This is a genomic window from Streptomyces uncialis (genome assembly GCF_001905345.1).
GTDB classification, from domain to species: domain Bacteria; phylum Actinomycetota; class Actinomycetes; order Streptomycetales; family Streptomycetaceae; genus Streptomyces; species Streptomyces uncialis.
Window position 1 is genome coordinate 611,191 of sequence record NZ_LFBV01000003.1, and the last position, 23,793, is coordinate 634,983.

Genomic DNA, 23,793 nt, shown 5'->3' on the forward strand with positions numbered 1-23,793 from the left:
GCTAGAGATTGCGGCGGTAGTCGTCGGCGAGGTCGTCGTCGAGGAGTGCCGCGGTGAGTCCGGCGATTCCGAAGTGGGCGGCGGCGATGGTTCCGCCGGAGGGCAGCAGACCGGCGAGGGCGCGCGGTTCGTCGTCCCACAGGCCGGAGCGGATGACCGCCTTGGCGCAGTGCAGATACGCCTGTTCGACCTCGACGACGGTCGCCAGCTTCGCCGGGCGGCCCCGGGACTCCAGCATGGGCAGCAGCGCGGGGTCGTCGGTGGGATAGGCGCGCCCGTTGACCCGCAGGGTCTCCGCGTAGCCGGGCACCAGGAACAGCAGTCCCACTCCGGGGTTCTCGGTGATGTTGGTGAAGGTGTCGGCGAGTTGGTTGCCGGGCCGGTCGGGGATCAGCAGGGTGCGGTCGTCGAGGACCCGGACGAAGCCGGGGTGGTCGCCGCGCGGTGAGCAGTCGGTCGCCCCCGTGAGATCGGCCGAGGCGACGACGCAGAACGGCGAGTGGGCGAGGAACAGCCGGCAGTGGTCGTCGAGCCGGTCGAGGACCTTCTGCCGCATCACCGGGTCGGGCGTGCCGACGATCTCGCGGACCCGGTCCAGACCGATCCGGCGGGGGCGGCTGGGCGCGGGGCGCGTCCGTACGGGGGTCGTGGTCATAGGTCCAGCTCCAGTACGGGGGTCAGGGAGCGGGAGACGCAGGGGTACATCACCTGGGCCGTGTCCCGTTCGGCGGCGTCGAGGATGTGGTCGCGGTGGTCGGGGGTGCCGGCGCGGACGGTGACCTCGCAGCTGCCGCAGACGCCCTCGCGGCAGGAGCCGTGGACCTTGGCCCCGGCGGTGAGGAGCGCGTCGAGGACGCTTTCGTCGGCGGGCACCTTCACGGTGGTCCCGGAGCGCACGCAGCGCACCTCGACCGGTTTGTCGTCGGTGCGGGCGGGGGCGGCGGGCGGTTTGAAGCGTTCGACGTGGGCGCGCAGGCCGTCGCGTCCGGCGCAGTGCCCGGTGAGCGCGTCGAGCAGGCCCTCGGGTCCGCAGCAGTAGACGGCGAGCGGCTCGGCGCCGGGTGCCGGACACGCGGCGTCGAGGGTGTCCGTGAGCGGCAGTGCGCCGTGCTCGTCGCGGGCGGAGATCCGCACGCGCTCTCCGTGCGGGGCCAGTTCGGCGAGGAACGCCATGGACGCGCGGCTGCGTCCGCCGTACAGCAGCTGCCAGGGGGTGCCCCGGTGGTGGGCCTCGCGGAGCATCGGCAGGATCGGGGTGATGCCGATGCCTCCGGCGACGAAGAGGTAGCGGGCGGCGGGCAGCAGGGGGAAGTTGTTGCGGGGGCGGCCCGCCGCGACGAGCGCGCCGGGGCGCAGAAAGCGGTGGATGTACTCGGAGCCGCCGCGTCCGCGTGGTTCATGGAGGACGGCGATCCGGTAGGCGCCGGTGTCGGCGGGGTCGCCGCACAGCGAGTAGTGGCGTTCGACGCCGGTGGGCAGGGTGAGCCGCAGATGCGCGCCGGGCCGCCAGTCGGGCAGCGGCCGGCCGTGCGGATCGGTGAGGGTCAGCGACAGGACACCGTCGGCCTCCCAGCACAGTCGGGTCAGCCGCAGCCGCAGGTCGCCGCCCGCTTCCGGGGCTCCGTCGGCGGTCATGGGGCGCCGTCCCGCTGGTGGACGGGGACACCCTCGATCAGGGTCAGGTCGACCCGGGTGTCCGCGATCCGGTTCACCGGCCCCTCGAACGGGTCGCGGTCGAGGACGGCGAGGTCGGCGTACATCCCGGGGGCGAGGGTGCCCGTCGTCCGGTCGCGGTGGTTGATCCAGGCTCCGGCGGCGGTGTAGGCGCACAGGGCGTCGGCGAGGTCCAGCCGCTGTTCGGGCAGGAAGGGCCGCTCGATGTCGGTACCGGGGGTGGTGCGGTTGACGGCGACATGTATCCCGGCGAGCGGGTCGGCGCTGGAGACGGGCCAGTCGCTGCCCGCGACGAGGGTGGTCCCGGCGGCGCGCAGCGCGCCGAAGACATACTGCCGGGCGGCGCGTTCGGCGCCGAGGAAGGGGACGGTGAGTTCGGCCATCTGCTCGTCGTGGACGGCCCACAGGGGCTGCATGTTGGCGGCGGTCCCCAGCCGCCGGAAGCGGGGTACGTCGTCGGGGTGGACGAGCTGGACGTGCGCCAGGTGATGCCGGTTGTCGCCGTGGTGGCCGGCGTTGTGGGTGCGGGAGTCGTGGGTGCCGACGCTGTGCGGGTCGGCGCCGTGGGTGCGGGGGCCGTGCGGACCGGGGGTGTGCGGACCGGTCGCGATGGCCGGGGTGCCTTGGTGGCGGGCGGTCATGGCGGCCTCGACCGCGTTCAGCGCCTCCCGCACGGCACGGTCGCCGATGGTGTGGAAGTGGACCTGGAACCCGGCGCCGTCCAGGGCGGTGACGGCCCGGTCCAGTTCGGCGGGCGCGAGGTAGCTGTGGCCGCTGCCGGGGCCGTGGGCCGCGTCCGGTGCGGGCAGATAGGGGGTGAGCAGCGCGGCGGTGAAGTTCTCGCAGACGCCGTCCTGCATCACCTTGACGGTGGTCGCGCGGAAGCGCCCGACATGGCCGCGTTCACGGCGTTCGACGAGTTCGGCGAGCTGCTCGACGCCGCGTTCGCGGTCCCACCACAGGGCACCGGTCACCCGCCCGGTGAGCCGGCCCGATCCGGCGAGCGAGAGATAGGCGGCGAGCGGGTCGGGGTAGCTGAGGTAGGCCCCGATCAGGGCGTCCTGCCAGCCGGTGACCCCGAGCGAATGCAGATGCCGCTGCCCTTCCAGGAGGGCCTGTTCGTACTCCTGGGCGGTGATCGGCGGCAGATGCCGGGCGACGAGGTCCGCCGCGCCTTCGTGGAGGGTGCCGGTGGGGGTGCCGTCGGAGGCGCGCTCGATCCGGCCGTCGGCGGGGTCGGGGGTGCGGCGGTCGATCCCCGCGAGTTCGAGGGCGCGGGTGTTCACCCAGGCACCGTGCCGGTCCCGGTTGAGCAGGAAGACGGGCCGGTCGGGGACGACCGCGTCCAGCGTCGCCCGGTCGGGGGTGCCGGACGGGAAGTGGTCCATGGACCAGCCGCCGCCCACCACCCAGGGCCGCCCGGGGTGCCGGGCGGCGTACTCCGCGACCAGCCGGGCGGACTCGGCGGGGCCGACGGCGCCGGGCAGATCGCAGCGGGCGCGTTCCAGGCCGCCGAAGACGGGGTGGGCGTGCCCGTCCACGAAGCCGGGCACGACCATGCGTCCGGCCAGATCGACGATCTCGGTACGGGGGCCGGTGAGGGCGCGGGCCGCGGGAGCGCCGAGGGCGACGATCCGTCCGGCGCGCACGGCCAGGCCGTCGGTCCAGGAGCGGGCCGCGTCGGCGGTGAACACGGGGCCGCCGAGAAGGACGAGGTCGGCCCGATCCGCCGCGGACCGGGTGCCGCGGGCGGCGGGCGGCTGGGTGCGGGTGTCGGTCATTCGGATCGGCCTGTTCCGTGCGGAGGCGGGTGACGGGTCGGGGGGAGCTGTGTCCGGGGGTCCGGGTGGGGTGAGGTGAGGTGAGGTGAGGTGGAGCGGTGTCCCGGGGGGGCGGGGAGGCCGGGGTTCGGTGCGGGCGCCAGGCGCGGGGTGGGCGCTGGGGTGGGCACGGGGTGGGCGCCGACACCGACGCCCACGGCGGGGTCACCGGGTCACCGGGTCACCGGGTCACCGGGTCACCGGCCGGATTGTCCGGTGGGGCGATGGCTCCGAGGAAACACCTCGCGCCACCCTCTGTCAATGCCTTGGACTAAGCCTTTGTCCAGGGTGCGCTAGCATGGCGGCTCCCTGTCTTTGCGAGGCAACCACCCCCCGTGACGCGGCGAAACGAGATGATGAACCGGTGACCACACCACCCGGCCGCACCGCCCCCACCGCACGGCGTCCCCGGCTGCGCCGGGGCGCGCTCACCCCCGAACGCATCGTGGACGTGAGTCTGCGGCTCCTGGACGAGCACGGCACCGACGGCTTCACCATGCCGCGACTGGGCAAGGCGCTGGGCGCCGACCAGACCGCGGTCTACCGCCATTTCGCGGGCAAGGACGAGATCCTGCTCGCCGTCGCCGACCGGCTGCTGGAGGAGGCGCTGACCGGGTTCGAGGCGCACCCGCACTGGTCGGACACCCTCGCCGATGTGTGCCGCCGGGTGCGCGGCGCCTATCTGGCGCATCCTGCGGCGGCGGCGCTCTCCGGTCCGCGCACCACCCGGCGGCCCGCCGAGATGCGTGCGGCCGACACGGTGATCGGAGCGCTCGGCGACGCCGGGTTCGGGGCGGCCGAGGCGGCGCTGCTGTACCGGGTCGTGGCGGACTTCGCCCTGCTGTGGTCCGGCGGGGAGGCCGCGTTCCACAGCCTGGACGCCGAGACGAAGGCCCATGAGGCGGACGGCTGGGCCCGCGCGTACCGCGCGGCGGACCCGCGCGAGTACCCGCACATCCACCGGGTCCGCGACCCGCTGTTCGAGGTCGACTCGGCAGATGTCTTCGAGACGGCACTGCGGCTGCTCCTCGACTCCATCGAGCAACGGGCCCCCCGACCCCCGCAGACCTGACCCGCCCGGTCCGGGCCCCGCCCAGCCCAGGCCCGGGGGCCCGACCCGCACAGACCGGACCCCGCGGACCCGCCCCCGTACGGGCACGTCCACCCACCCGCACCGCATACGACGGGCCGCCGTTCCCGAAGGAACGGCGGCCCGTCGCGCTGTCCGGGTGGTCACCAGGACGACTTGGTGACCCCCGGGAGGAATCCGGCGTGCGCCTGCTCACGCATCCGGACCCGGGAGAGTCCGAACTTGCGCAGATGACCCCGGGGCCGGCCGTCCACGCTGTCGCGGTTGCGGACGCGGGTGGCGCTGGCGTCACGGGGCTGGCGCCGCAACTCCCCGAGGGCGGCCCGGCGCTCGGCGGCCGTGGACGACGGGCGGCGCACGATCTCCTTGAGCTCGGCCCGGCGCAGGGCGAACCGCTCGACGACCCGCTTGCGCTTCTCGTTCTGCGCGATCTTGCTCTTCTTCGCCATCAGAGCTTCACCCCCCGGGCCCGGATACGGACGACGGCGGCCTCGACGCCGATGAGGTCGACGGTCTTGACCCCCTTGGCACTGAGGACGAGCCGCACATGACGGCCCTCGCTCGCCAGCCAGTACCGCTTGCGCTGGATGTTGGGGTCGAAGCGGCGCGAGGTACGCCGGTGCGAGTGGGAGATGCGGTTGCCGAAGCCGGGCCGGGCGCCGGTCAGTTGGCAATGGGCGGACACAGATGCTCCTGCCTCTCGGGGGACGGGGACAGCTCCCTTTTGAAAATGGAAACCATTCCCATATAGTAGGGGCTCACGGCCCGCCCGAGCACCACCGAGCACGACCGAGCACGACCGGGCACCACGAAGCACCGTCGAAGGCGCCGTCGGACGCGCCCGGAAGACACCGGCCCCGGCATGGCGGTCAGGCCACCGCCCGTGTCGGGACCACCCCGCCGCCGGGCGCGCGCCTGGCAGCCCGGCCAGACCCGTCAGGCCCGGAGCGGACACCCCGCCCGCTCCTCCCGATCCCCTCCCCGACCCCAGACCCCCGACCCCTCCGAAGGACCCCGCGATGCAGCAAGGAATCCATCCCGCGTACGGCCCCGTCGTCTTCCGCGACAAGGCGGCGGGGTACGCCTTCCTCACCCGCTCCACCATGACCAGCGACAAGACCGTGACTTGGGAGGACGGCGCCACCTACCCCGTCGTCGACGTCGAGATCTCCGCCGCGAGCCACCCCTTCTACACAGGCACCGCCCGCGTCCTGGACACCGCGGGACGCGTCGAGCGGTTCGAGCGCCGCTACGCCCGGCGCGGGACGGCGAACTGATGGAGGACAGGAACAGGCTGCCCGTCGTCATCATCGGCGGACTCCACACGGATGCCCGCAAGGAGGTCGTCGACGGTCTCCTGCGGCGAGTCCCGGGCAGCGTCGCTCTCCACCACGACATGGCCACGGCGTACGACGGCACCGTGCGGCGCAGCGTCCGGGACGCCTCCGGCGAGCTGTCCCGGGGCGAGGCCCCGCTCGTCAACGACTGCGCGTGCTGCGCGCTGCGCGAGGATCTCGTCCCCGAGCTCCGCGCACTGGCCACCGGCGGTACGACCCGGCTCGCGATCGTCGAGCTCTGGGACTCGGTCGAGCCCCGGGCGATGGCCGAGGTCGTCGTCGCGCACGGTGGCGACGAGCTGCGGCTCACCAATGTGGTGACCGCGGTCGACCCCGCGCTCGTCCTCGCGTACCTCGCCGACGGGGACGATCTCGCGGATGTCGGCCGCGCCTCCGCCCCCACCGACCAGCGCACCGTCGGGGACACCTGGGCCCGGCAGCTGGAGTACGCGCCCGTCCTCGCGCTCGTCGGCGGTGAGAGCGCCGACGACGAGGACCACGCGCTGCTCGCCCAGCTCCACCCCACCGCGCGGCGGGTGCCCGCCGGGTCGGAGGAACTCGTCCGGCTGGCCTTCGCCGGTTTCGACGTGGAGAGCGCCGCCGCGGCCCAGCATCCCGCCTGCGCCCTGCTCCCCCAGGAGGCGGACGAGGCGGGTGTCGCCACCTTCGTCTGGCACCGGCGCCGTCCCTTCCACCCGGAGCGGCTGTACCTGGCGCTGGAGGACCTGTGCTGCGCGGCGGCGCGCAGCCGCGGCCGATTCTGGCTCGCCGACCGGCCCGACACCCTGCTGGCCTGGGACGCCGCCGGGGGCGCCCTGTGCGTGGAGAACGCCGGTCCGTGGCTGGCCTCCCTGCCGGACGCCGCCTGGGAGATGGTGTCCCCGACCCGGCGCGCCGCCGCGGCGCTCGACTGGCACCCCGAGCACGGCGACTGCTGCCAGCACCTGGTCTTCACCTCGCCCGGCCTCGACCGGGACGGTCTGGAGCGGCTGCTGGACTCATGCCTGCTCACGGACGACGAGTACGCGGCGGGTCCCGACTCGTGGAAGCACCTGCCGCCCGCGTTCGACACCCTCCTCGACCCCGTCCCCTGACCGCGGTCCGTTGATCGCGCCCCCCTGACCCGCAGTTCGCAGCTCCCGTAGGAACGACCCGCCGGACCAGCCGGTCGGCAGGCAGGCAGAAGGAAGGCACCCATGGCCCGTCGCCAGGACCCCCGCGCACCGCGCGCGCCGCGACCCAACCCGCTCGACGCGGCGGGGATCACGTACATCGACTACAAGGACACCGATCTGCTGCGGAGGTTCATCTCCGACCGGGGCAAGATCCGCAGCCGGCGGGTCACCCGGGTGACCGCCCAGCAGCAGCGGCAGCTCGCCGCGGCGATCAAGAACGCACGGGAGATGGCGCTCCTACCCTACTCCGGCAAGTAGTCCCCACCGAAAGACTTGTGACGGCAGTCCAGGAGGACCCCATGGCAGTTCCGAAGCGGAAGATGTCCCGCAGCAACACCCGCCACCGCCGCGCCCAGTGGAAGGCCACGACTCCTCAACTGGTCCCGGTCACCGTCGAGGGGGCCGTGCATCAAGTGCCGCAGCGGCTGGTGAAGGCGTACGAGCGCGGCCTGTTGCGTCCCGGGGACGTGTGAGAGCCGCCCTGCACGCCCGCCGGTGAGGACCCCGGGCCGGACGGTGGTCGCAGCCACGGCACCGTCCGGCCCGGCCCCCCACCTGGGGGAACGACGCTGGAGCACCTGCCCGGCATACGGACAACGGTCGGAATAACCTCCAGGACAAGGGAGTTGGAGCGGCGAACCCACCGACCACCCTGGTCCGGGATCGGGCGCCGCGGTCCCCCCGGCGGCCCTGGCCGGGGTCCGAGACCGGAGCAGACATGACCACCGAAACGGACCGTGGCACGACCCGCTCGTTCCTCTTCGTCCTCGGCAGTTCCCGCGCCGACGGCAACTCCGAGATCCTCGCCAGAACCGCCGCCGCGCAGTTGCCCGCCGACATCCCGCAGCACTGGGTGGACCTGAACCGGACCCCGCTGCCCGACTTCGAGGACGACCGGCACGACACCGGCACCTGGCCGAGCGGGGAGAACGAGGAGGAGCTGCGCCGGGTCACCACGGAGGCGACCGACATCGTCATCGTCTCCCCCCTGTACTGGTACAACGTGTCCGCGCAGACCAAGCGGTATCTGGACTACTGGTCGGGCTGGCTGTCACTGCCCGGGGCGCGGTTCAAGGAACGGATGGCGGGGCGCACCCTGTGGGGTGTCACGGTCATGGCCGATGACGAGGAGGTCGTCGCGGACGGGCTGGTGACGACCCTTCACCACACCGCCGCGTACATGCGGATGGGGTTCGGCGGGGTGCTGCTCGGCAACGGCTCCCGGCCCGGACAGATACGGGACGACGAGCGGGCCATGCTGCGCGCCAAGACGTTCTTCCAGAGCGCGACACCGCCCGCCCTCTTCCCCTACGAGGAGGGGACGGCCGCCGAGGAGTCATGACGCACTCCCCCGCCGGGCCCGGGAGGGGCCGCGCAAAGGGTGTTCAGCTCGCGGTGACCTTGGCCAGGAAGGCATCCAGGTTGCCCGACATCCGCGCGACGCGCTCCTCCAGGGTCAGCGACTCCTCGTAGAAGCCGGACCGCAGCTTGGGCTGCCGCTTGCCGCGCAGATACAGGGAGCACGCGAGGTCCGCGCAGAGATACACACCCGCCGTGTTGCCCTCACGGCCCCGGGCGCCCGCCAGCGGGGCCGCGAGCAGGGCGACCCCCGACGAGGCGTGGGCGGTGAGGCAGATCTGGCACAGGCTGGACCGCACCGCGCTGGTGCGGCGCACGGAGGGCACCCGCAACGAGATGCCGAGCGGCCCGCCGGGACGCGGCAGTACGAGGTGGGCCCGCAGCGGGGCCCCGGGATCGACCCATCCCAGGAAGTCCAGTTCCGCCCAGGGGAGGTCGGCGAAGTCGAGCGGCAGCTTCAGCCGCGCGGCCTCCCCCTTGGTGCAGTTCACGAAGGACGAGCGGATCTGTTTCTCGGTGAGCGGTTCCACGGGCGCCGACCCTACGCCCCGGGCCCCGCGGCCCGCACCCGCATTTCCGCCCGGCCCACCCACGCCCGGCCCACCCACGTCCAGCCCGCCCACGCCCGGCCCGCCCACGCCCGGCCCGCCGACCAGGACGTACGGCCACGGGCTCTCACCGCCGCCCCGCGCCGGACGCCCTGGGCGGGTCGGCCACCGCCCCGCACCGGACGACCCCGGACACCTCACCGCCCCGCGCCCCCGGCCATGTCGGTGCCGCCACCGGGTTCCGTGATCGGCGACACTGCGCGATGTGTCGGATACGCGGGATGACCGGGGGGCGGGGACGGGTCCGCCGGGCCCCGCCGCCCAGCTGCCGGGGCTGGGCGACGAGCAGGTGCGGGCGCTGCGCCGGGTGGGCCGGGAATGGGGGCGGGTGTCGGCGGCCCCGGAGGTGTGGCGCGCCGCGCTGCCGGTCGATCCGGACCTGGGGAGGTTTCCGCCGCCCGCCGAGATCAAGCCGCCCCGGTTCGGGCGGCTGGTGCCGATCTCGCCGCTCGGACCGCGCTCCGCCGGGGAGCGGGTCGACACGGAGGAACCGCCGACGGGCCGGTCCGCGCGGGCCGGGGCCCTCGTCCGGCGGCTGGTGCTGGGGGCGGCGCTGCGGAGCTCCGCCGTGGTGACCGAGCGCATGCGCAAGCTGCTGGCGCTGCCGGTGCTGTCCGCGGACGCCCTGTCGTCGGTGGCCTACGGTCCGGAGGCCCTGCTCGCCGTACTGGTGCTGGCGGGGACGGCCGGGCTGGCCTACTCGCTGCCGGTCTCCGGGGCGATCGTGTTCCTGATGCTCGCGGTCGGGCTGTCGTACCGCCAGACGATCCGGGCCTATCCGCACGGCGGCGGCTCGTACATCGTGGCGAGCGACAATCTGGGACGGGTGCCCGGTCTCGTCGCCGCCGCCGGTCTGATGACGGACTACGTGCTCACCGTCGCCGTGTCCATCGCCTCCGGGGTCGCGGCCATCACCTCGGCGGTCCCCTCCCTCGCCGGGCAGACGGTACCCATCGGCGTCGGGGTGATCGTCCTGCTGCTGGCGGGGAACCTGCGCGGTATCCGGCAGGCCGGGGCCCTCTTCGCCGCCCCCACCTACGCCTTCGTCGCCGCGATGCTCACCCTGATCGCCTACGGTCTCGTGGACGCGGCCGGCCGGGGCTTCGAGGCGCGTCCGGCTCCGCCGCTGGGCGTCACCGAGTCCGTCGGGGTGCTGCTGGTGATGCGGGCCTTCTCCTCCGGTGCCACGGCGATGACCGGGATCGAGGCGATCTCCAACGCCGTCCCCGCGTTCAAGCCCGTCGAATGGCGCAACGCCCGCACCACCCTGACCTGGATGGTGGGCCTGCTGATCGTGATGTTCACCGGGATCAGCCTGCTGATCCATCTCACCGGGGTGGTGCCCGGCTCCGGGGAGACCGTGCTCTCCCGGCTCGCGCATCTGGAGTTCGGCGACGGATGGATGTACGTCTTCGTCCAGACGGCGACGGCGGCCGTGCTGCTGCTGGCCGCCAACACCTCGTACAACGACTTCCCCCGGGTGCTGTCACTGCTCGCCCGTGACGACTGCGCGCCGCGGGTGTTCATGCGGCTCGGCGACCGGCTCGCATACAGCAACGGCATCCTGCTCCTGTCGCTCGCCGCGGCCCTGGTGTTCGTGGCGTTCGACGGGCTGACCGCGTCCCTGATCCCGCTGTACGCCGTCGGGGTCTTCCTCGCCTTCACGCTCTCGCAGGCCGGGATGGTCGTCCATTGGTGGCGGCTGCGGAACCGGCACTGGCGCAAGAGCCTGGCGTTCAACGCGGTGGGCGGGGCGCTGTCGGCGCTGGTGTTCCTCACCGCGGGGATCAGCAAGTTCACCTCGGGTGCCTGGGTCGCCATCGTCGCCGTCGGACTGTTCCTGCTGGTCACCACCCGGATCAGACGGCACTACCGGGCCGCCCGCGACGCCCTGCGGCTGCATCCGCACACCGTGGAACTGCCCGCCCGTACGGCGCGGGGCCCCCTGCCCGCGCGGGGCTCGGCACTCACCGAGGGCAGCGGCGCGGACGGCGGCGGTGAGGACGAGGAGATCCCCGAGGAGATCCGTCATCTGTCGGTCGTCGCCATCGCGACCCTCGACCTCGCGGGGATGCGGGCCCTCGCCTACGCCGCCTCGCTCCAGCAGCCCGTCCTCGTGGTCCACATCAGTCTCACCGAGGACGAGGCCAGGCGCTTTCGCGGCTACTGGTCCCTGTGGGGCGACCATCTGCCGCTGGAGATCGTCATCTCGCCCTACCGCGCGGTCGTCGCCCCGCTCGTCCACTATCTCGAAGCGCTGCACCGGCAGCATCCCGAACTGACCCTCACCGTGATCGTGCCGGAGATCGTCACCCGCCGCCGCAGACACCGGTTCCTGCACAGCCGTACCGCCACCCGGCTGCGCCGCGCGCTGCGCCCCCTCCCCAAGATCGTCATCACCACCGTGCCCTTCCACCTGCCCGTATAGGCCGGTGGTGGCGCCCGGTCGCGCGCCGCGCGCCGTCCGGGACGAGCCGGAGTACGGTGGATCCGAGGCGGCCGGCGGACGTTTCCGGCGGGTGCCGGACTCCGGTGGACGCCAAGGCAAGGCGGCCCGGTCCGTGCGGTTCGCCCGGTGCGGGTGACCGTGGTCGGGCGGTCGGCCGTCCGGCGGTGTGAGTGATCGCCCGTACGAAGCCCTGACGCGCCCCCGGACAGGCCCAGGGACCCGCTCCCCGCGTCGGCCCGGGTTCCCGCACGAAGGAGGTCCGCCCGGTATGGATGCGGAACGTGCCCGCCGGATGGTGGCGGCGCTGCGTGAGCGGGGGGTGATGGCCCATCTCGTGGAGGCCGGTGTCTACGAATTCGGAATCCGGGTCGTCCTCGACACGGACATGGAGGCGCTCTGGGACGTCGACGGGGCGGCGGGACTGGACGCGGAGATCGTCAGCGAAGGGGTCCTCGTCGGGTTCGTCCCCCATGTGCCCGGTTCGGAGGACTTCTCCGAGGAGCGGCTCGTGGACACCATCGCGACGACGGTCTACGACCCGGAGGGCCTGTCCCCGCCCGCGGACGGCACCTCCGCTTCCGGTCACCCTCCGGCTCCCGGCCGGAACACCGGTACCCCCTCCCCCGGCGCCCCACCGCCCGCCGCTCCCCCGGTCGCCCGGTACCAGCGCCGCGGTCACTGGCTCCGGCGGAACCGGCACTGACCACTGACCGGGTACGAGCCGTACGCACACCGGTCCGCGGTGCGGGTCGGTATCCGGTCCCGGTCGGTACCCGGTCCGAGGTCAGTACCCGCTACGAGGTCGGGGACCGTAGAACTCCCGCCGTGCGACGCGCTCCTGACGGCACGTCCGAGGCGTAGGGGCCGTACGAAGTGCCCGGGACCGGCACGCAACACCCTGTCATTTTTGGATTAGCCTGTCCTTACTCGGCCTGAAGGCGGCGGGAGGGCGGGAGACGCATGGGCACGGTCACCGAGCGGGTCGCGGGACCACCGAAGGCAGCGCCACGGCCGCCCGGACGGCGGTTACCCGCGCGGGCGTCGGGGCTGGCCGGCTGGCTCGCCGTCCTCTTCGTCGTCCTCCTCGCCTCCGTGGCGATCGGCACCAAGGACATCCCCCTGGCGACGGTCCTCGACGCCCTCGTCGACCACGACGGCAGCAGCCCGGACCAGGCCCTCGTCCGTGAACTGCGTTTGCCGCGCACCGGGTTGGGCCTCGTCACCGGAGCGGCCCTGGGTCTCGCCGGGGCGCTGATGCAGGCACTGACCCGCAACCCGCTGGCCGATCCGGGCATCCTCGGGGTCAACTCCGGTGCCTCGGCGGGCGCGGTGCTCGCCATCGGTTTCGCGGGGTTCCAGCACTTCAGCGGGTATGTGTGGTTCGCGCTGGCCGGGGCCGGGCTCGTGTCGGTGATGGTGCATCTCATCGGCTCGGCGGGGCCGGGCGGCGCGACCCCGATCCGGCTGGTGCTGGCCGGGGCCGCGCTGTCGGCGGCGCTCACGGCCCTGGTGACGGCGGTGCTGCTGATGCGGCCGGAGGTGTTCGACGCCTTCCGGTTCTGGACGGTGGGATCGCTCGCCGGGCGGCAGGCGGACACCCTGTGGCAGGTCCTGCCGCTGCTGCTGGCCGGAATGCTGCTCGCCCTGGCGCTCGCCCGGCCGCTGGACGCCCTGACCCTCGGCGACGATGTCGCGACCTCCCTCGGGGGACGGCCCGCCCGGACCCGGGTGGCCGGGGTGCTGGCGGTCACCCTGCTGTGCGGGGGCGCGACGGCGGCGGTCGGCCCGATCGCCTTCGTCGGCCTCGCGGTCCCGCATCTGGCCCGGCGGCAGTCGGGCCAGGACCACCGCTGGATCCTGGCGTACTCGGCGGTGCTGGGAGCGGTGCTGCTGCTGGCCGCGGACGTGCTGGGCCGGGTGCTGACCCGGCCGGGCGAACTGGAGGTCGCGGTGGTGACGGCGTTCCTCGGGGCGCCCGCGCTGATCGTGCTGTCCCGACGGAACCGGAGGTCCGGGCGATGACCGCCACCGCCTCGCGTACGCGCACCCGCACTCCGAAGCAACGTCCCCTGCGGACCCGGACCCTGCGGACCCGCAGGTTCTCGGTACGGGTCCGGCCACGCGTCCTGGTCGTGGGCGCCGCCCTGCTCGTGGTGACGGCCGTGGCCTTCGTCCTGGCGTGCGTCACCGGCGACTTCGGGCTCCCGGTGCCCGAGGTGCTGCGGGTGCTCGCGGGCGGCGGCGAGCCCGGGGCCCGGTTCATCGTGGTGGAGTTCCGGCTGCCGCGTGCCGTGGCGGGGCTCCTGGTGGGCACGGCTCTCGGGGCCTCGGGCGCGCTGTTCCAGTCCGTGACCCGCAACCCGCTCGGCAGCCCGGACGTCATCGGCTTCGGCAGCGGCGCGGCGACCGGGGCGCTGATCGCCCTCCTGATGTGGCACACGAGCGCCCTCGGGACCTCCGTCGCCGCGGTGGCGGGCGGGGCCGTGACGGCGGCGGTGGTGCTGCTCATCACCTGGCGCGACGGGCTGCACAGCCAGCGGCTGATCATCGTCGGCATCGGGATCGCGGCGATGGCGACGGCGGTCAACGCGTGGCTGCTCAGCCGCTCCCGTGTCCAGGAGGCCGAGGTGGCGCAGCTGTGGCTGACGGGCACGCTCAACGGCCGTACGTGGGACCAGGTGGCCCCGCTGGCGGTCGTGCTGGCGGCGCTGCTGCCGCTCGCGGTGGCGCAGAGCCGGGGGCTGGGGATGCTGAGCCTCGGCGACGACACGGCCGAGGCACTCGGCACCCCGCCGCGGCCGACCCGGGTCACCGCCATCGTGACCGGGGTGGCCCTGATCGGCGCCTCGACGGCGGCGGCGGGCCCCATCACGTTCGTCGCGCTCGTCGCTCCGCAGATCGCCCGCAGGCTGACCCGCGCGCCCGGTCCCGGGATCGCCACGTCCGCGCTGACAGGCGCGCTCCTGCTGACGGGCGCGGATGTGGCGACGCAATGGGCGCTGCCGTCGGTCGAGGTGCCGGCCGGTATCGCGACGGGTCTTTTCGGCGGGGCGTATCTGGCCTGGCTGCTGACCCGGCGCGGTGGACCGCGTGACTGATATCCCCCCTGCGCGGTAGACCACTTGACGGATATTAGGTAAGCCTTGCCTATTAATGACTGTCTGTCGTAAAGTCGCCCCCGGCGGCCCGCAGTGCGAGGGCGGCCGTGTCACGACGATCCGGGGCTGTGGGCACGGGGATGGGGAGAACGACATGAGGCGCGCGAACGGCACCAGAACGACGGCGGCCTTACTGACCGTCGGACTGCTGTGCACGACGGCGACGGCCTGCGGTGCGTCGGACGACAGCGGCGACGGCGAGACGAAGTCGACGGCGAAGGCGTCCACCGGGGTGGACGGCGGCGACGCCTTCCCGGTCCAGGTGAAGCACTCCCGGGGCACCACCGAGGTCTCCTCCGCCCCCAAGCGTGTCGTGGCGCTCACCACGATGGACCTGGACGCCGCGCTCTCCCTGGGCGTGACCCCGGTCGGCGCGGGCAAGGACCCGTTCGCCCCCAAGGGCATCAGCCCCTGGCTGACGGACGAACTCGACCCGGCCGCGACCGAGTTGTTCAGCACGACCCCGGACGTCTCCTACGAGAAGGTCGCGGCTCTGGACCCCGATCTGATCCTGGCGACCGGGGACTACGCGATCGGCGACCACTACACGCAGTTGAGCAAGATCGCCCCGACGGTGGCCCCGCAGAAGTCCGCCGCCGAGGACAGCTGGCAGACCCGGGAGAAGCAGATCGGTTCCGCCCTCGGCAGGAGCGAGGACGCCGAGCGGCAGATCGGTGTGACGGAGGCCGCGATCTCGGCCTCCGCGACCAGGCATTCCGGACTCAAGGGCAAGACGTTCTCGGCCTCGTTCGGGTACTCCCCGACCCAGATCGCCACCCTGGCCTCCCCGAAGGACTTCGCCGTGAAGTTCCTCGAAGCGCTCGGCCCCAAGGTGACACCGTCGCTCGCGGGCACCGAGAAGACCGCGACCAAGGTGCAGCCGGGCATCCTGAGCCCGGAGCAGGCCGAGAAGCTGTCGGCCGATCTGGTGGTGATCGGCTTCAACTCCCCGCAGGTACGCAAGGCCCTGGAGGCCAACCCCGCGTTCACCGAGGTGAAGAAGTCCGGCACCTACCAGGCGGTGAACAGCGAGACCATCACCCTGCTGCGCAATCCGTCGATCCTCGGCATCCCCTGGCTGCTGAAGGAGCTGGACCCCGCGCTGGCGAAGGCGGCCAAGTGACCCGCACCGCGGCACACGTACGCGCACCCGGGAGCACGGCACGGCCCTGACCCGTCCGCGGACCGACCCCGTGTGCGGGACGATCCCGCACACGGGCCCATGACAGCCGTTCACCCGGACCACACGCATGCCGTATGGCCCCGGTGACACGGCGATCGATGGACAGGACCTGGTTCCCCCAGCACCGGAACCGGGTCCTGTTCGCTGTCCGGGCCCCGAGGTGAGCGCGCCACGACCCCGCACGGATCACGAGCCACCCGCCCCGGGTACCGGCCCCGGCACGCACAACACCCGGACCACCGACCAGGCGTCAGGCACACAGCAGCACCCCGGGTACAGGTACGGCACGCGGACCGAGGCAGCGCACGGCCGGGTGAGCGTCGCGCGCACAGAGCGGACGCACCTCTGACGGACCGCGCCCGTCGGGACGTACCGCGCGAGGACCGGACATGCCGAGGAGACATCTCCGCGGCCGTCGGCCGTCGCCGACGACTGCGCGCGTACTGCCCGGCGCCGTCGGCGGAGCCGGGTACGGGTCTTCCGGCGGGCCGTGCCGGAAGGGCGGGGCGCTGTCGCGATCCGTCCGCGGAGGGTTGGGGCGCGGGGGACGGCGACGAACGGGGCGCGACCGGCGGGCGGTCATGGGCGGGACCGCCGCCGGGGCGGGGCGCTGATCCTGGGGGAGGTACCGGAACTCCGGGCACGAACGGCTGGTCTGCGCGCGACGGCCCCTTCCAGGCCGGCCGCGCGGTCGTACCGGCGCTGGAAGTGCGCCGTCGCGTGGGCCGCGTCGCGTCGAAGGGCCGTCACGGCAGGTGTGACCACCCTCGACGCCGGAATAGTATGGTAAGCCTAACCTCTTTTCAACTCGCTGTCATTAAGTGCCCGGAGGCCCCCGGACCGGCCCCTCCGTGAGTCGCGCGCCCCCGCGAGCGCCCCCCGAAGGGCAGGGCCCGGGCGCTCCCGGGGGCGGGTCCTGGGCGCCTCCGCGCGGTCGGGGACAATGGGGGGCATGGCTGACACGCCCCCTGATCCCCCGCACCGGCGCCCGGAGCTGAACGCCCGGCTGAGGGTGCCCAAGCTCGGACGCCCGTCCCAGGTCGGCCGGCGTTCCATCGTGGACGCCGCCGTCGAGGTCGGCTTCGACGAGCTGAGCGTGAGCGCCGTCGCGCGGCGCCTCGGGGTGAAGCACTCCACCCTGTACCGGTACTTCTCCAACAAGGAGGAGCTGATCGCCGCCGCGGCGGACCAGGTGGTCGCCGGGGCCGACTGGCCGTCGCCCTGCGCCGGCTGGCGGCCGTATCTGCGGGCCGTGGCACGGGCCGCCTTCCGGCTGTTCGAGGAGCACCCGGGGCTGGCGACGCATATCGCCGCGCTGCGGGTGGGGGTCCGGGAGTTCGCCCGGCAGGGCGCGCGGACCACGGCGGTCCTGGTCGACCTCGGCTTCGACCCCGAGGCCGCGGCCCTGGCCCAGGACCTCGTCAACGAACAGGTGCTGCTGCACTTCCTCACGGGGCAGCGGACCGGCCGGCCCGCGACCGACCCCGAAGGGGTGGCGGAACTGCGCCGCGCGATGCTCGACGACATTCGGGAAGTGACCGATCCGTCGATCGAGGCGGCATTCACCCGCATCCTCAACGGATCGTCGGCGGACTGGTTCGGCCGCAAAATCGAGGTGCTCCTCGACGGAATTGCCGCCTCCGCCCCCGCCTCGGCACCGGCTGTCTGATCCGGTTCCGCGCGGCGGCCGTCCGATCCGGTGCGCGCACCGGGTGCCGGATCCCGCTTCCGTCAAATCGCGTACGGGGCACGGAAATGCGGTCTTGCGTGAAAAGGCGACCTGCGCCTAGGCTGGCGTCCGCTATCGGGTTCAGCGCGGTATGGAAGACCGTGCGGGAATCCGTGGCCGAACTCAGCACGCCATGAATTGCCCGGGTCCACACGCTTTTCCCGAAAGCCGCGGGCCGGTGGCACACCGTGCACGGCAGGTGTGACGGTCAGGCGTTTTCCGGCCGCCTTCCCCGGGGCCGTTCGACCGGCGATTTCCCTAGGTGCGACGTCGTCGTTCTCCCGTCACCGTCCGCCCTCTCCCCCGCGCGTCCGCCTGGCTCCCACCCATGGCCCGGCGCGCTTCGTGCCGTCCTTCGACGCTGCTTCCAGCCCAGAGCCCTGACCGAACGCCGGCGAAAGGTACAGCCATGCCCGAAAAGAACGACACGCCCGCGCCCCGTACCGTCGCCCGGTCGCTCGCGGAACTGAACGGCGACCCGAACGCGATCCTCAAGGCGTACGCGGCCGCTGCCCCCTTCCGGGCCGCGACCGCCGAGGAACTGACGACCCCGGACAACCCGTACCGCCGCCCGGTCCGGCCGGACGACCTCGGCTGGCTGGACTACTCCAAGGTGCTCCCGGCCGATGAGCAACAGCTGCTCAGCGGGCTGCTGGGGCACCGGATGCTGCGCAACGCGTACGACGCGGAGCACGGTCTGCTGCCTCCCGACGGGAACGCGGCCGCGCGGGCGGACGGGGCGGTCTTCCACGCGCCGGACACCCGGCTGCTCGCGGCGCTCGCCCGGCCCGTGCTCGAACACCATCTCTTCGGCTTCCTGGAGGAGGGCCGGGAGCCGCTCGCCGCGCCCACGGTGGACGCCGTCAAGGCCGGGGTGCGGGCGTACCGCGACGGGCTGCGCGACGAGCCGCCGACGGCGTTCGCCACCGCCACGAGCGTCAAGGACGCACACGGCGCGGGCGTGTATCTCCTGTTGCAGCTGGGCGCCTTCCTGCCCGCCGCGTACACCGCAGTGGCCCGGGGCGCCCTGGCCGAGACCGGGGCGGCGCATCCGGGGCTGCGCCCCTTCCTGCTGTCGGTGTGGCAGCGCTGGACCGAGGCCGCCGACGACTACCGGGCGCTGTGGACCGGGGCGGGGCTGAGCCCGTCCGCCACCGCGCACTGGCAGTTCCTGCTGGGCTCCTCGCTGGCGCGGGGCAACCATCTGCTGGGGCTGGGGCTCGACGGCGGCAGGCCGGGCCGGCTGCTGGGCGCCCTCGCGCAGTTTTTGATCGAGCGGGAGACGACCGCGGCCCCGCTGGCCGCGACGCTGCGCGACACCCTGGGCCACGCTGTCCCGTACCCCCGCCCGCCCGCCGCGGGTACGGCCCTGGAGCCGGACGACCTGGTGGACCGGCTGCTGGGGCCGCTGCCCGGACTGTTCGGCGAGCCCTTCGTCGTCGCGTTCCACGAGGGGTTCACCGACGCCGTCCGCTACGCCCGTGCCTGGGACGCCGATCTGACGGCGCAGCTCGCCTGGGCGGACCGCGTGGACGACTTCAAGACGTACGCCGAGCGCATCCAGGACCATCTCACCACCGAGAACATCGAGGTCGACCTCGACACGTTCGTGGAGAGCCATGAGGAGACCTCGACGACCCATGTGCACGACGACCACCGGCTCGTGATGGTGGAGAGCGGTCAGATGCACTTCTGGCACAACGTCACCCACCGGATCGCGCTGTCCGAGGGCGACAAGCTGCTCATCCCCACCTCACGGCTGCACGGTTCCGTCGTGCTGTCGGGTACGTGCGTCTACCACCAGCCGATCATCCCCGAGGACATGTTCCAGAAATTCACCACCGACTGAGGGGAATTCGTCCTCCGCTGCTCGGCATCCGTGACGGGATTTGATCGGAGTATGAATTCGCCATGCCCTCAAGCACCCCCGCGAACCATTCAGGAATGACGTCCGGAAACATCCGGGAGAGCGAGCCGGAGAACAAGTTTCAGCACGCACGCGATTCCTTGCTCGCCACGCTCCCCGAACTCACCATCGGTGAAATACCGCACTGGGGCCCGCGGAGCGCGGAAGGTCTGCTGTCGACCGTGGTCTCGCAGGAGCGGCCCTTCCCCTGCACCTTCGCGGTGGCCGCGGCACGCAAGAGGACCCTGCGGTTCGGCTTCGTCGACGGCGCCGGGGACCGCGGCGACTGGGCGGCGCTGCCCGATCTGCTGCGCCGCTATCTGGAGGGCTACCAGGCCCTCGGCAAGGACACCTCGTTCGTGGTGTTCTTCCGGCCCGAACCCGACGGTGCCGCGCTGCCGCTGGACGGCTTCCGGCAGCGGTTCTGGGACGTGCTCGGCTATCTCGCGGACAAGGACAGCAGTCCGTGGCCCGCGGAGCTGCCGACCGACCCCGACGACCCGCTGTGGGAGTTCACCTTCGGCGGGGTGCCGATCTTCGTCGTCTGCAACACCCCGGCGCACGGGGAGCGGCGCAGCCGGCATGCCGCGGACTTCATGATCACGTTTCAGCCGCGCTGGGTGTTCGAGGGGCTGGAGGCCGACTCCCCCCGGGGCGCCGCGGCCCGCCGTACGATCCGGGCCCGGCTGCGGGCCTACGACACGGTGCCGCCCTCCCCCGCGCTCGGCAGCTACGGCGACACCGACAACCGCGAGTGGCGGCAGTACTTCCTTCCCGATGCCGACGACGGCCCGCCCGGGGCGTGGGAGCGCTGTCCCTTCCTGTCCGCGCGGACGCTTCCCGGGCCGGCCGCGCGGGCTCCCCGGCGGCCGGACACCCCGGACCATCAGGCCGTGCGCAACGACGCCGGCCGGTTCTCCGTATGGCCGTCCGGGCGGCGTCCGCCCGCGGGCTGGAGTGCCGTGGGACCGCCCGGGACCCGCGCGCAGTGCCTGGCCAGGGCCGCGGAACTGTGGGGGGAGCAGCGGTGAGCACCGACGACGAGCGGTACGCGCCCTTCCCGCTCACCGACACGCAGCGGGCGTATCTGCTGGGCCGGGGCGACATGTTCGCGCTGGGCAATGTGTCCACCCACGCGTATTTCGAGTTCGACGGCGATCTGGATCCGGAGCGGTTCGCGACCGCCTGGCGGCTGCTGGTCGAACGGCACGACATGCTGCGGGCCGTGATGCTGCCGGACAGCATGGAGCAGCGGGTGCTGCCGGACGCGCCGCCCTTCGTGCCCGATGTGGTGGATCTGCGGCGGCTGTCCGTGGCGGCGCGCGAGGCGGAGCTGGCCGCGTTGCGTGAGCGGCTGTCGCACGAGGTGCGGCCCGCCGACCGGTGGCCGCTGTTCGGGGTGACCGTGGCGCGGCTGCGGGACGACCTGGTGCGGGTGTTCATCGGCTTCGACGGGCTGGTCTGCGACTTCGCGAGCTGGCATGTGCTGTCCGGGGAGCTGTCCCGCCTGTACACGGACCCCGGGGCCGTGCTGGAGCCGCTCAGCGGTTCGTTCCGTGAGTACGTGCTGGCGGAACGGGCGCTGCGTGACGGGGAGGAGTACCGGGAGGCGGAGGCGTACTGGCACAAGCGGATCGCGGAGCTGCCGCCGCCGCCCCGGCTGCCGCTGGCCGCCGACCCGGGACAGCTGGCGCGGTCGCGTTTCGTGCGGCGGGAGGCGGAGCTGCCTCGGGCGGACTGGGCGCGGCTCACCGCGCGGGCCAGGTCCGCGGGGCTGACCCCGTCGGCCCTGCTGCTCGCCGTGTTCGCGGAGGTGCTGGCGGCCTGGAGCGAGGAGGCCCGCTTCACGGTCAATGTGCCGCGGATGAACCGGCTTCCGCTGCTGGCGCGGGTGGAGCGACTGGTCGGGGAGTTCGCGTCGTTCTCGCTGGTCGAGGTCGACAACCGGGCGCGGGACACCTTCGAGGAGCGGGCGCTGCGTATCCAGCGGCGGTTGTGGGAGGACCTGAGCCATCATCAGGTGTCGGGCGCGTGGATGCTCCGGGAGCTGGCGCGGCTGCACAACAGCATGGACCGGGCACGGATGCCGGTGGTGCTGACCAGCACGCTGGCCTGGGCCGACCCGGAGGGCACCGCCCTGGACCGGATCTGGACCCAGGTGCACGGGGTGTCGCAGACGCCTCAGGTCTTCCTCGATGTGCAGCTCGACGAGCGGCAGGGGCGGCTGGTCTACAACTGGGACTCGGTCGACGAGCTGTTCCCGGCGGGGATGCCGGAGGCCATGTTCGAGGCGTTCCGGGCGCTGCTGGAGCGGCTGGCGCACAGCCGGTGGCGCTCCACCGGGCTGGAGGTGCTGCCGCCGGACCAGCGTGCCCGGCGGGAGGCGGTCCGGGGCCGTCCGAGGGAGCTGCCCGCGGTCCCGGCGCACGCGGCGTTCCTGCGGCGTGCCGCCGAGGACCCGGGACGCACGGCGGTCGTGACGTCCGCCGGGGAGCTCGGGTACGGGCGGCTGGCGCGGCGGGCGGCGGGGGTCGCGAGCCTCCTCACGGACGGCGGCCGCGGGCCGGGGCCGGTGGTGGGGGTGCTGCTGGACAAGGGCCAGGAGCAGGTGGTCGCGGTGTACGGGGCGCTGCTGGCGGGCGCCGCGTATCTGCCGCTGGACCCGGCGATGCCCGAGGTACGGCGGCGGGCCGTGCTGGCGGACGCGGGGGTGGACACCGTGCTGGTCCGGGGCGGCGGACCGCACGGCGGGCTGCCCGAGGGGGTGCGGGCGGTCGCGGTCGACGGGGAGCTGCCGGACGTACCGGTGCCGGTGGTGGAGGAGTTGCCGCAGGGGCCCGGGGATCTGTTGTACGTGCTGTTCACGTCGGGTTCGACGGGCACGCCCAAGGGGGTGATGGTCGAGCACGCGGGGATGGTCAACGCCCTGCGGGAGACGGAGGAGACCTTCGGGGTCGGGCCGGACGACACGGTGCTGGGGCTGACCGCGCTGCACCACGACATGTCGGCGTTCGACCTGTTCGGGGTGCTGGGCGCCGGGGGCACCCTGGTACTGCCCGATCCGGGCGCCGAGCGCGACCCGGCGCACTGGGCGGAGCTGCTGCGCCGGCACCGGGTCACCTTGTGGAACAGCGTCCCGGCGATGCTGGAGATGATGCTGGACGACCCCGGTGCGGCCGGGGCGCTGGCCTCGCTGCGGCTCGCGTTCACCGGAGGGGACTGGATTCCGCCGGAGTTGGTGCGGAGCCTCGCCGAACTGGCTCCGAACGCGCGGCTGGTGGGCGTCGGGGGTCCGTCGGAGACGACGCTGTGGAACATCTGGCACCCGGTGGACGCGCTGGACCCGGCGGTGCCCGGGGTGCCGTACGGCAAGCCGATCGCCAACACCGCCTATCACCTGCTGGACGAGCGGCTGCGGGACCGACCCGACGGGGTCACCGGGGAGATGTATGTGTCGGGGGTGGGGCTGGCCCGCGGCTACTGGCGGGACACCGAGCGCACCGCGGCGGCGTTCCTCGTCCATCCCGACACCGGTGAGCGGCTGTACCGCACCGGGGATCTGGGCCGGTATCTGCCGGACGGGGCCCTGGAGTTCGTGGGCCGGGCGGATCTCCAGCTGAAGGTACGCGGGCAGCGGATCGAGCCCGCCGAGGTCGAGGCGGCGCTGGCGCTGCACCCGGGGGTGGAGCGGGCGGTGGTCACCGGGGTACCGGCGGACGGCGGACGGCGCGGGTACAAGGCGCTGGCCGCCCATGTGCTGGGCTCCGGTGGCGGCCCCGATCCCCGGGAGCTGCGGGCGCGTCTGCGGGAGCGGCTGCCGGAGCACATGGTGCCGGCCGCGTTCCTGCGCGTCACGGCGTTCCCGCTGACCGCCAACGGCAAGGTCGACCGGGCGGCGCTGACCGAGGCGGCCGGACGGGCGGCGCGGCCACCGGCCGGGCCGCCGCAACCGGCCGGGGCGGCCGGCGGGCCGCTGGAGCTGCTGCTGGCCGAGGAGTGGTCGCGCGCGCTGGGTGTCGACGGGGTGGGGCCCGACGAGGACTTCTTCGCGCTGGGCGGCGACTCGCTGCTCGGCGCCCGCATCCTCACCCGGCTGCGCGGGATCTTCGCGGGCGAACGGCTCACCGCCCGGACCCTGTTCGAGACGCTGACGGTCACGGGTATGGCCGAGGCCCTGCGCGGCGCGGAGTCCGCGCCGGGCCGCCTCGACCTGGTCGCGCGGCTGCACCGGACGGTGTCCGCGCTGTCCCCGGAGCAGACGGCCGCCGCCCTCGACGAACTGGGGCGGTCATGACGGCATCGGGG

Annotated in this window: 21 protein-coding genes; 15 read left to right on the forward strand and 6 right to left on the reverse strand. The window is 73.4% G+C overall.

What is annotated here, in order from left to right; translation table 11 throughout:
- Position 1: 1 nt before the first annotated feature.
- From AB852_RS16560 to AB852_RS16570, 3 genes are read right to left on the reverse strand one after another with little or no spacing between them, the layout of a single operon-like run.
- Positions 2 to 655 carry an MSMEG_1061 family FMN-dependent PPOX-type flavoprotein gene (locus tag AB852_RS16560; protein ID WP_073788810.1) on the reverse strand — a complete coding sequence of 218 codons (654 nt, stop codon included), beginning with the start codon at positions 653 to 655 and terminating at the stop codon, positions 2 to 4.
- On the reverse strand, positions 652 to 1,635 hold the full coding sequence (locus AB852_RS16565) for a PDR/VanB family oxidoreductase (protein ID WP_079184664.1): 984 nt from the start codon (positions 1,633 to 1,635) through the stop codon (positions 652 to 654). Before AB852_RS16565 ends, AB852_RS16560 begins: the two co-directional genes overlap by 4 nt.
- On the reverse strand, positions 1,632 to 3,455 hold the full coding sequence (locus AB852_RS16570) for an amidohydrolase (protein ID WP_073788812.1): 1,824 nt from the start codon (positions 3,453 to 3,455) through the stop codon (positions 1,632 to 1,634). The genes AB852_RS16565 and AB852_RS16570 overlap by 4 nt, the downstream gene beginning before the upstream one ends.
- 403 nt (positions 3,456 to 3,858) lie before the next feature.
- Between AB852_RS16570 and AB852_RS16575 the strand changes: the two genes are divergently transcribed.
- Positions 3,859 to 4,566: a TetR/AcrR family transcriptional regulator gene (locus tag AB852_RS16575; protein ID WP_073788814.1), complete on the forward strand. Its 708-nt coding sequence runs from the start codon at positions 3,859 to 3,861 to the stop codon at positions 4,564 to 4,566.
- Between the two features lie 161 nt (positions 4,567 to 4,727).
- Here the strand turns inward: AB852_RS16575 and rpsN are convergent, their stop codons facing one another.
- Positions 4,728 to 5,033 (reverse strand): 30S ribosomal protein S14, encoded by a 306-nt coding sequence (rpsN, locus tag AB852_RS16580; protein WP_073788816.1) that lies wholly within the window; start codon positions 5,031 to 5,033, stop codon positions 4,728 to 4,730.
- Positions 5,033 to 5,269 (reverse strand): 50S ribosomal protein L28, encoded by a 237-nt coding sequence (gene rpmB / locus AB852_RS16585; RefSeq protein ID WP_073788818.1) that lies wholly within the window; start codon positions 5,267 to 5,269, stop codon positions 5,033 to 5,035. The genes rpsN and rpmB overlap by 1 nt, the downstream gene beginning before the upstream one ends.
- Positions 5,270 to 5,603: 334 nt before the next feature.
- Here rpmB and AB852_RS16590 point away from each other — a divergent pair, with 334 nt between their 5' ends.
- From AB852_RS16590 to AB852_RS16610, 5 genes are all read left to right on the forward strand, one after another.
- Positions 5,604 to 5,861: a type B 50S ribosomal protein L31 gene (locus tag AB852_RS16590; RefSeq protein ID WP_073788820.1), complete on the forward strand. Its 258-nt coding sequence runs from the start codon at positions 5,604 to 5,606 to the stop codon at positions 5,859 to 5,861.
- Positions 5,861 to 7,015, forward strand: a complete 1,155-nt coding sequence (locus AB852_RS16595) for a CobW family GTP-binding protein (RefSeq protein ID WP_073788822.1) — start codon at positions 5,861 to 5,863, stop codon at positions 7,013 to 7,015. The genes AB852_RS16590 and AB852_RS16595 overlap by 1 nt, the downstream gene beginning before the upstream one ends.
- Before the next feature lie 102 nt (positions 7,016 to 7,117).
- Positions 7,118 to 7,354 (forward strand): 30S ribosomal protein S18, encoded by a 237-nt coding sequence (rpsR, locus tag AB852_RS16600; protein ID WP_073788824.1) that lies wholly within the window; start codon positions 7,118 to 7,120, stop codon positions 7,352 to 7,354.
- 41 nt (positions 7,355 to 7,395) lie between these two features.
- Entirely contained in the window at positions 7,396 to 7,569 is a 174-nt protein-coding gene (rpmF, locus tag AB852_RS16605) for a 50S ribosomal protein L32 (RefSeq protein WP_073788826.1), read from the forward strand.
- A 245-nt stretch (positions 7,570 to 7,814) separates the two neighbouring features.
- Positions 7,815 to 8,438, forward strand: coding sequence for a flavodoxin family protein (locus AB852_RS16610; protein ID WP_073788828.1), 624 nt, complete (start codon positions 7,815 to 7,817; stop codon positions 8,436 to 8,438).
- Between the two features lie 43 nt (positions 8,439 to 8,481).
- On the opposite strand, the gene AB852_RS16615 is transcribed toward AB852_RS16610, so the two are convergent.
- Positions 8,482 to 8,985 carry an FBP domain-containing protein gene (locus AB852_RS16615; protein WP_073788830.1) on the reverse strand — a complete coding sequence of 168 codons (504 nt, stop codon included), beginning with the start codon at positions 8,983 to 8,985 and terminating at the stop codon, positions 8,482 to 8,484.
- Positions 8,986 to 9,646: 661 nt separating this feature from the next.
- Here AB852_RS16615 and AB852_RS16620 point away from each other — a divergent pair.
- From AB852_RS16620 to AB852_RS16660, 9 genes are all read left to right on the forward strand, one after another.
- A complete protein-coding gene (locus AB852_RS16620; RefSeq protein ID WP_245876811.1) occupies positions 9,647 to 11,491 on the forward strand; it encodes an APC family permease in 1,845 nt (614 codons plus the stop codon).
- A gap of 289 nt (positions 11,492 to 11,780) precedes the next feature.
- Positions 11,781 to 12,215, forward strand: a complete 435-nt coding sequence (locus AB852_RS16625) for a hypothetical protein (protein ID WP_073788836.1) — start codon at positions 11,781 to 11,783, stop codon at positions 12,213 to 12,215.
- Between the two features lie 257 nt (positions 12,216 to 12,472).
- On the forward strand, positions 12,473 to 13,534 hold the full coding sequence (locus tag AB852_RS16630; RefSeq protein ID WP_073788838.1) for an iron chelate uptake ABC transporter family permease subunit: 1,062 nt from the start codon (positions 12,473 to 12,475) through the stop codon (positions 13,532 to 13,534).
- Positions 13,531 to 14,610 carry a FecCD family ABC transporter permease gene (locus tag AB852_RS16635; protein ID WP_073788840.1) on the forward strand — a complete coding sequence of 360 codons (1,080 nt, stop codon included), beginning with the start codon at positions 13,531 to 13,533 and terminating at the stop codon, positions 14,608 to 14,610. The genes AB852_RS16630 and AB852_RS16635 overlap by 4 nt, the downstream gene beginning before the upstream one ends.
- Positions 14,611 to 14,764: 154 nt before the next feature.
- Positions 14,765 to 15,793, forward strand: coding sequence for an ABC transporter substrate-binding protein (locus tag AB852_RS16640; protein ID WP_073788842.1), 1,029 nt, complete (start codon positions 14,765 to 14,767; stop codon positions 15,791 to 15,793).
- A gap of 1,012 nt (positions 15,794 to 16,805) precedes the next feature.
- Positions 16,806 to 17,522 carry a TetR/AcrR family transcriptional regulator gene (locus tag AB852_RS16645; protein WP_073788844.1) on the forward strand — a complete coding sequence of 239 codons (717 nt, stop codon included), beginning with the start codon at positions 16,806 to 16,808 and terminating at the stop codon, positions 17,520 to 17,522.
- 469 nt (positions 17,523 to 17,991) lie between these two features.
- Positions 17,992 to 19,431, forward strand: coding sequence for a cupin domain-containing protein (locus AB852_RS16650; protein ID WP_073788846.1), 1,440 nt, complete (start codon positions 17,992 to 17,994; stop codon positions 19,429 to 19,431).
- Positions 19,432 to 19,526: 95 nt separating this feature from the next.
- Entirely contained in the window at positions 19,527 to 20,519 is a 993-nt protein-coding gene (locus AB852_RS16655; protein ID WP_073788848.1) for a YqcI/YcgG family protein, read from the forward strand.
- On the forward strand, positions 20,516 to 23,782 hold the full coding sequence (locus AB852_RS16660; protein WP_073788851.1) for a non-ribosomal peptide synthetase: 3,267 nt from the start codon (positions 20,516 to 20,518) through the stop codon (positions 23,780 to 23,782). The genes AB852_RS16655 and AB852_RS16660 overlap by 4 nt, the downstream gene beginning before the upstream one ends.
- Positions 23,783 to 23,793 lie beyond the last annotated feature (11 nt).

Excerpts from the sequence above, each read along its gene's own strand:
- AB852_RS16650 (WP_073788846.1), top strand. The coding sequence starts at position 17,992 with ATGCCCGAAAAGAACGACACGCCCGCGCCCCGTACCGTCGCCCGGTCG.
- AB852_RS16645 (WP_073788844.1), top strand. The coding sequence starts at position 16,806 with ATGGCTGACACGCCCCCTGATCCCCCGCACCGGCGCCCGGAGCTGAAC.
- AB852_RS16570 (WP_073788812.1), bottom strand. The coding sequence starts at position 3,455 with ATGACCGACACCCGCACCCAGCCGCCCGCCGCCCGCGGCACCCGGTCC.
- AB852_RS16630 (WP_073788838.1), top strand. The coding sequence starts at position 12,473 with ATGGGCACGGTCACCGAGCGGGTCGCGGGACCACCGAAGGCAGCGCCA.
- rpsR (WP_073788824.1), top strand. The coding sequence starts at position 7,118 with ATGGCCCGTCGCCAGGACCCCCGCGCACCGCGCGCGCCGCGACCCAAC.
- AB852_RS16620 (WP_245876811.1), top strand. The coding sequence starts at position 9,647 with ATGCGCAAGCTGCTGGCGCTGCCGGTGCTGTCCGCGGACGCCCTGTCG.
- AB852_RS16625 (WP_073788836.1), top strand. The coding sequence starts at position 11,781 with ATGGATGCGGAACGTGCCCGCCGGATGGTGGCGGCGCTGCGTGAGCGG.
- AB852_RS16565 (WP_079184664.1), bottom strand. The coding sequence starts at position 1,635 with ATGACCGCCGACGGAGCCCCGGAAGCGGGCGGCGACCTGCGGCTGCGG.
- AB852_RS16590 (WP_073788820.1), top strand. The coding sequence starts at position 5,604 with ATGCAGCAAGGAATCCATCCCGCGTACGGCCCCGTCGTCTTCCGCGAC.
- AB852_RS16560 (WP_073788810.1), bottom strand. The coding sequence starts at position 655 with ATGACCACGACCCCCGTACGGACGCGCCCCGCGCCCAGCCGCCCCCGC.
- rpmF (WP_073788826.1), top strand. The coding sequence starts at position 7,396 with ATGGCAGTTCCGAAGCGGAAGATGTCCCGCAGCAACACCCGCCACCGC.
- AB852_RS16655 (WP_073788848.1), top strand. The coding sequence starts at position 19,527 with ATGACGTCCGGAAACATCCGGGAGAGCGAGCCGGAGAACAAGTTTCAG.
- rpsN (WP_073788816.1), bottom strand. The coding sequence starts at position 5,033 with ATGGCGAAGAAGAGCAAGATCGCGCAGAACGAGAAGCGCAAGCGGGTC.
- AB852_RS16640 (WP_073788842.1), top strand. The coding sequence starts at position 14,765 with ATGAGGCGCGCGAACGGCACCAGAACGACGGCGGCCTTACTGACCGTC.
- AB852_RS16635 (WP_073788840.1), top strand. The coding sequence starts at position 13,531 with ATGACCGCCACCGCCTCGCGTACGCGCACCCGCACTCCGAAGCAACGT.
- AB852_RS16610 (WP_073788828.1), top strand. The coding sequence starts at position 7,815 with ATGACCACCGAAACGGACCGTGGCACGACCCGCTCGTTCCTCTTCGTC.
- AB852_RS16595 (WP_073788822.1), top strand. The coding sequence starts at position 5,861 with ATGGAGGACAGGAACAGGCTGCCCGTCGTCATCATCGGCGGACTCCAC.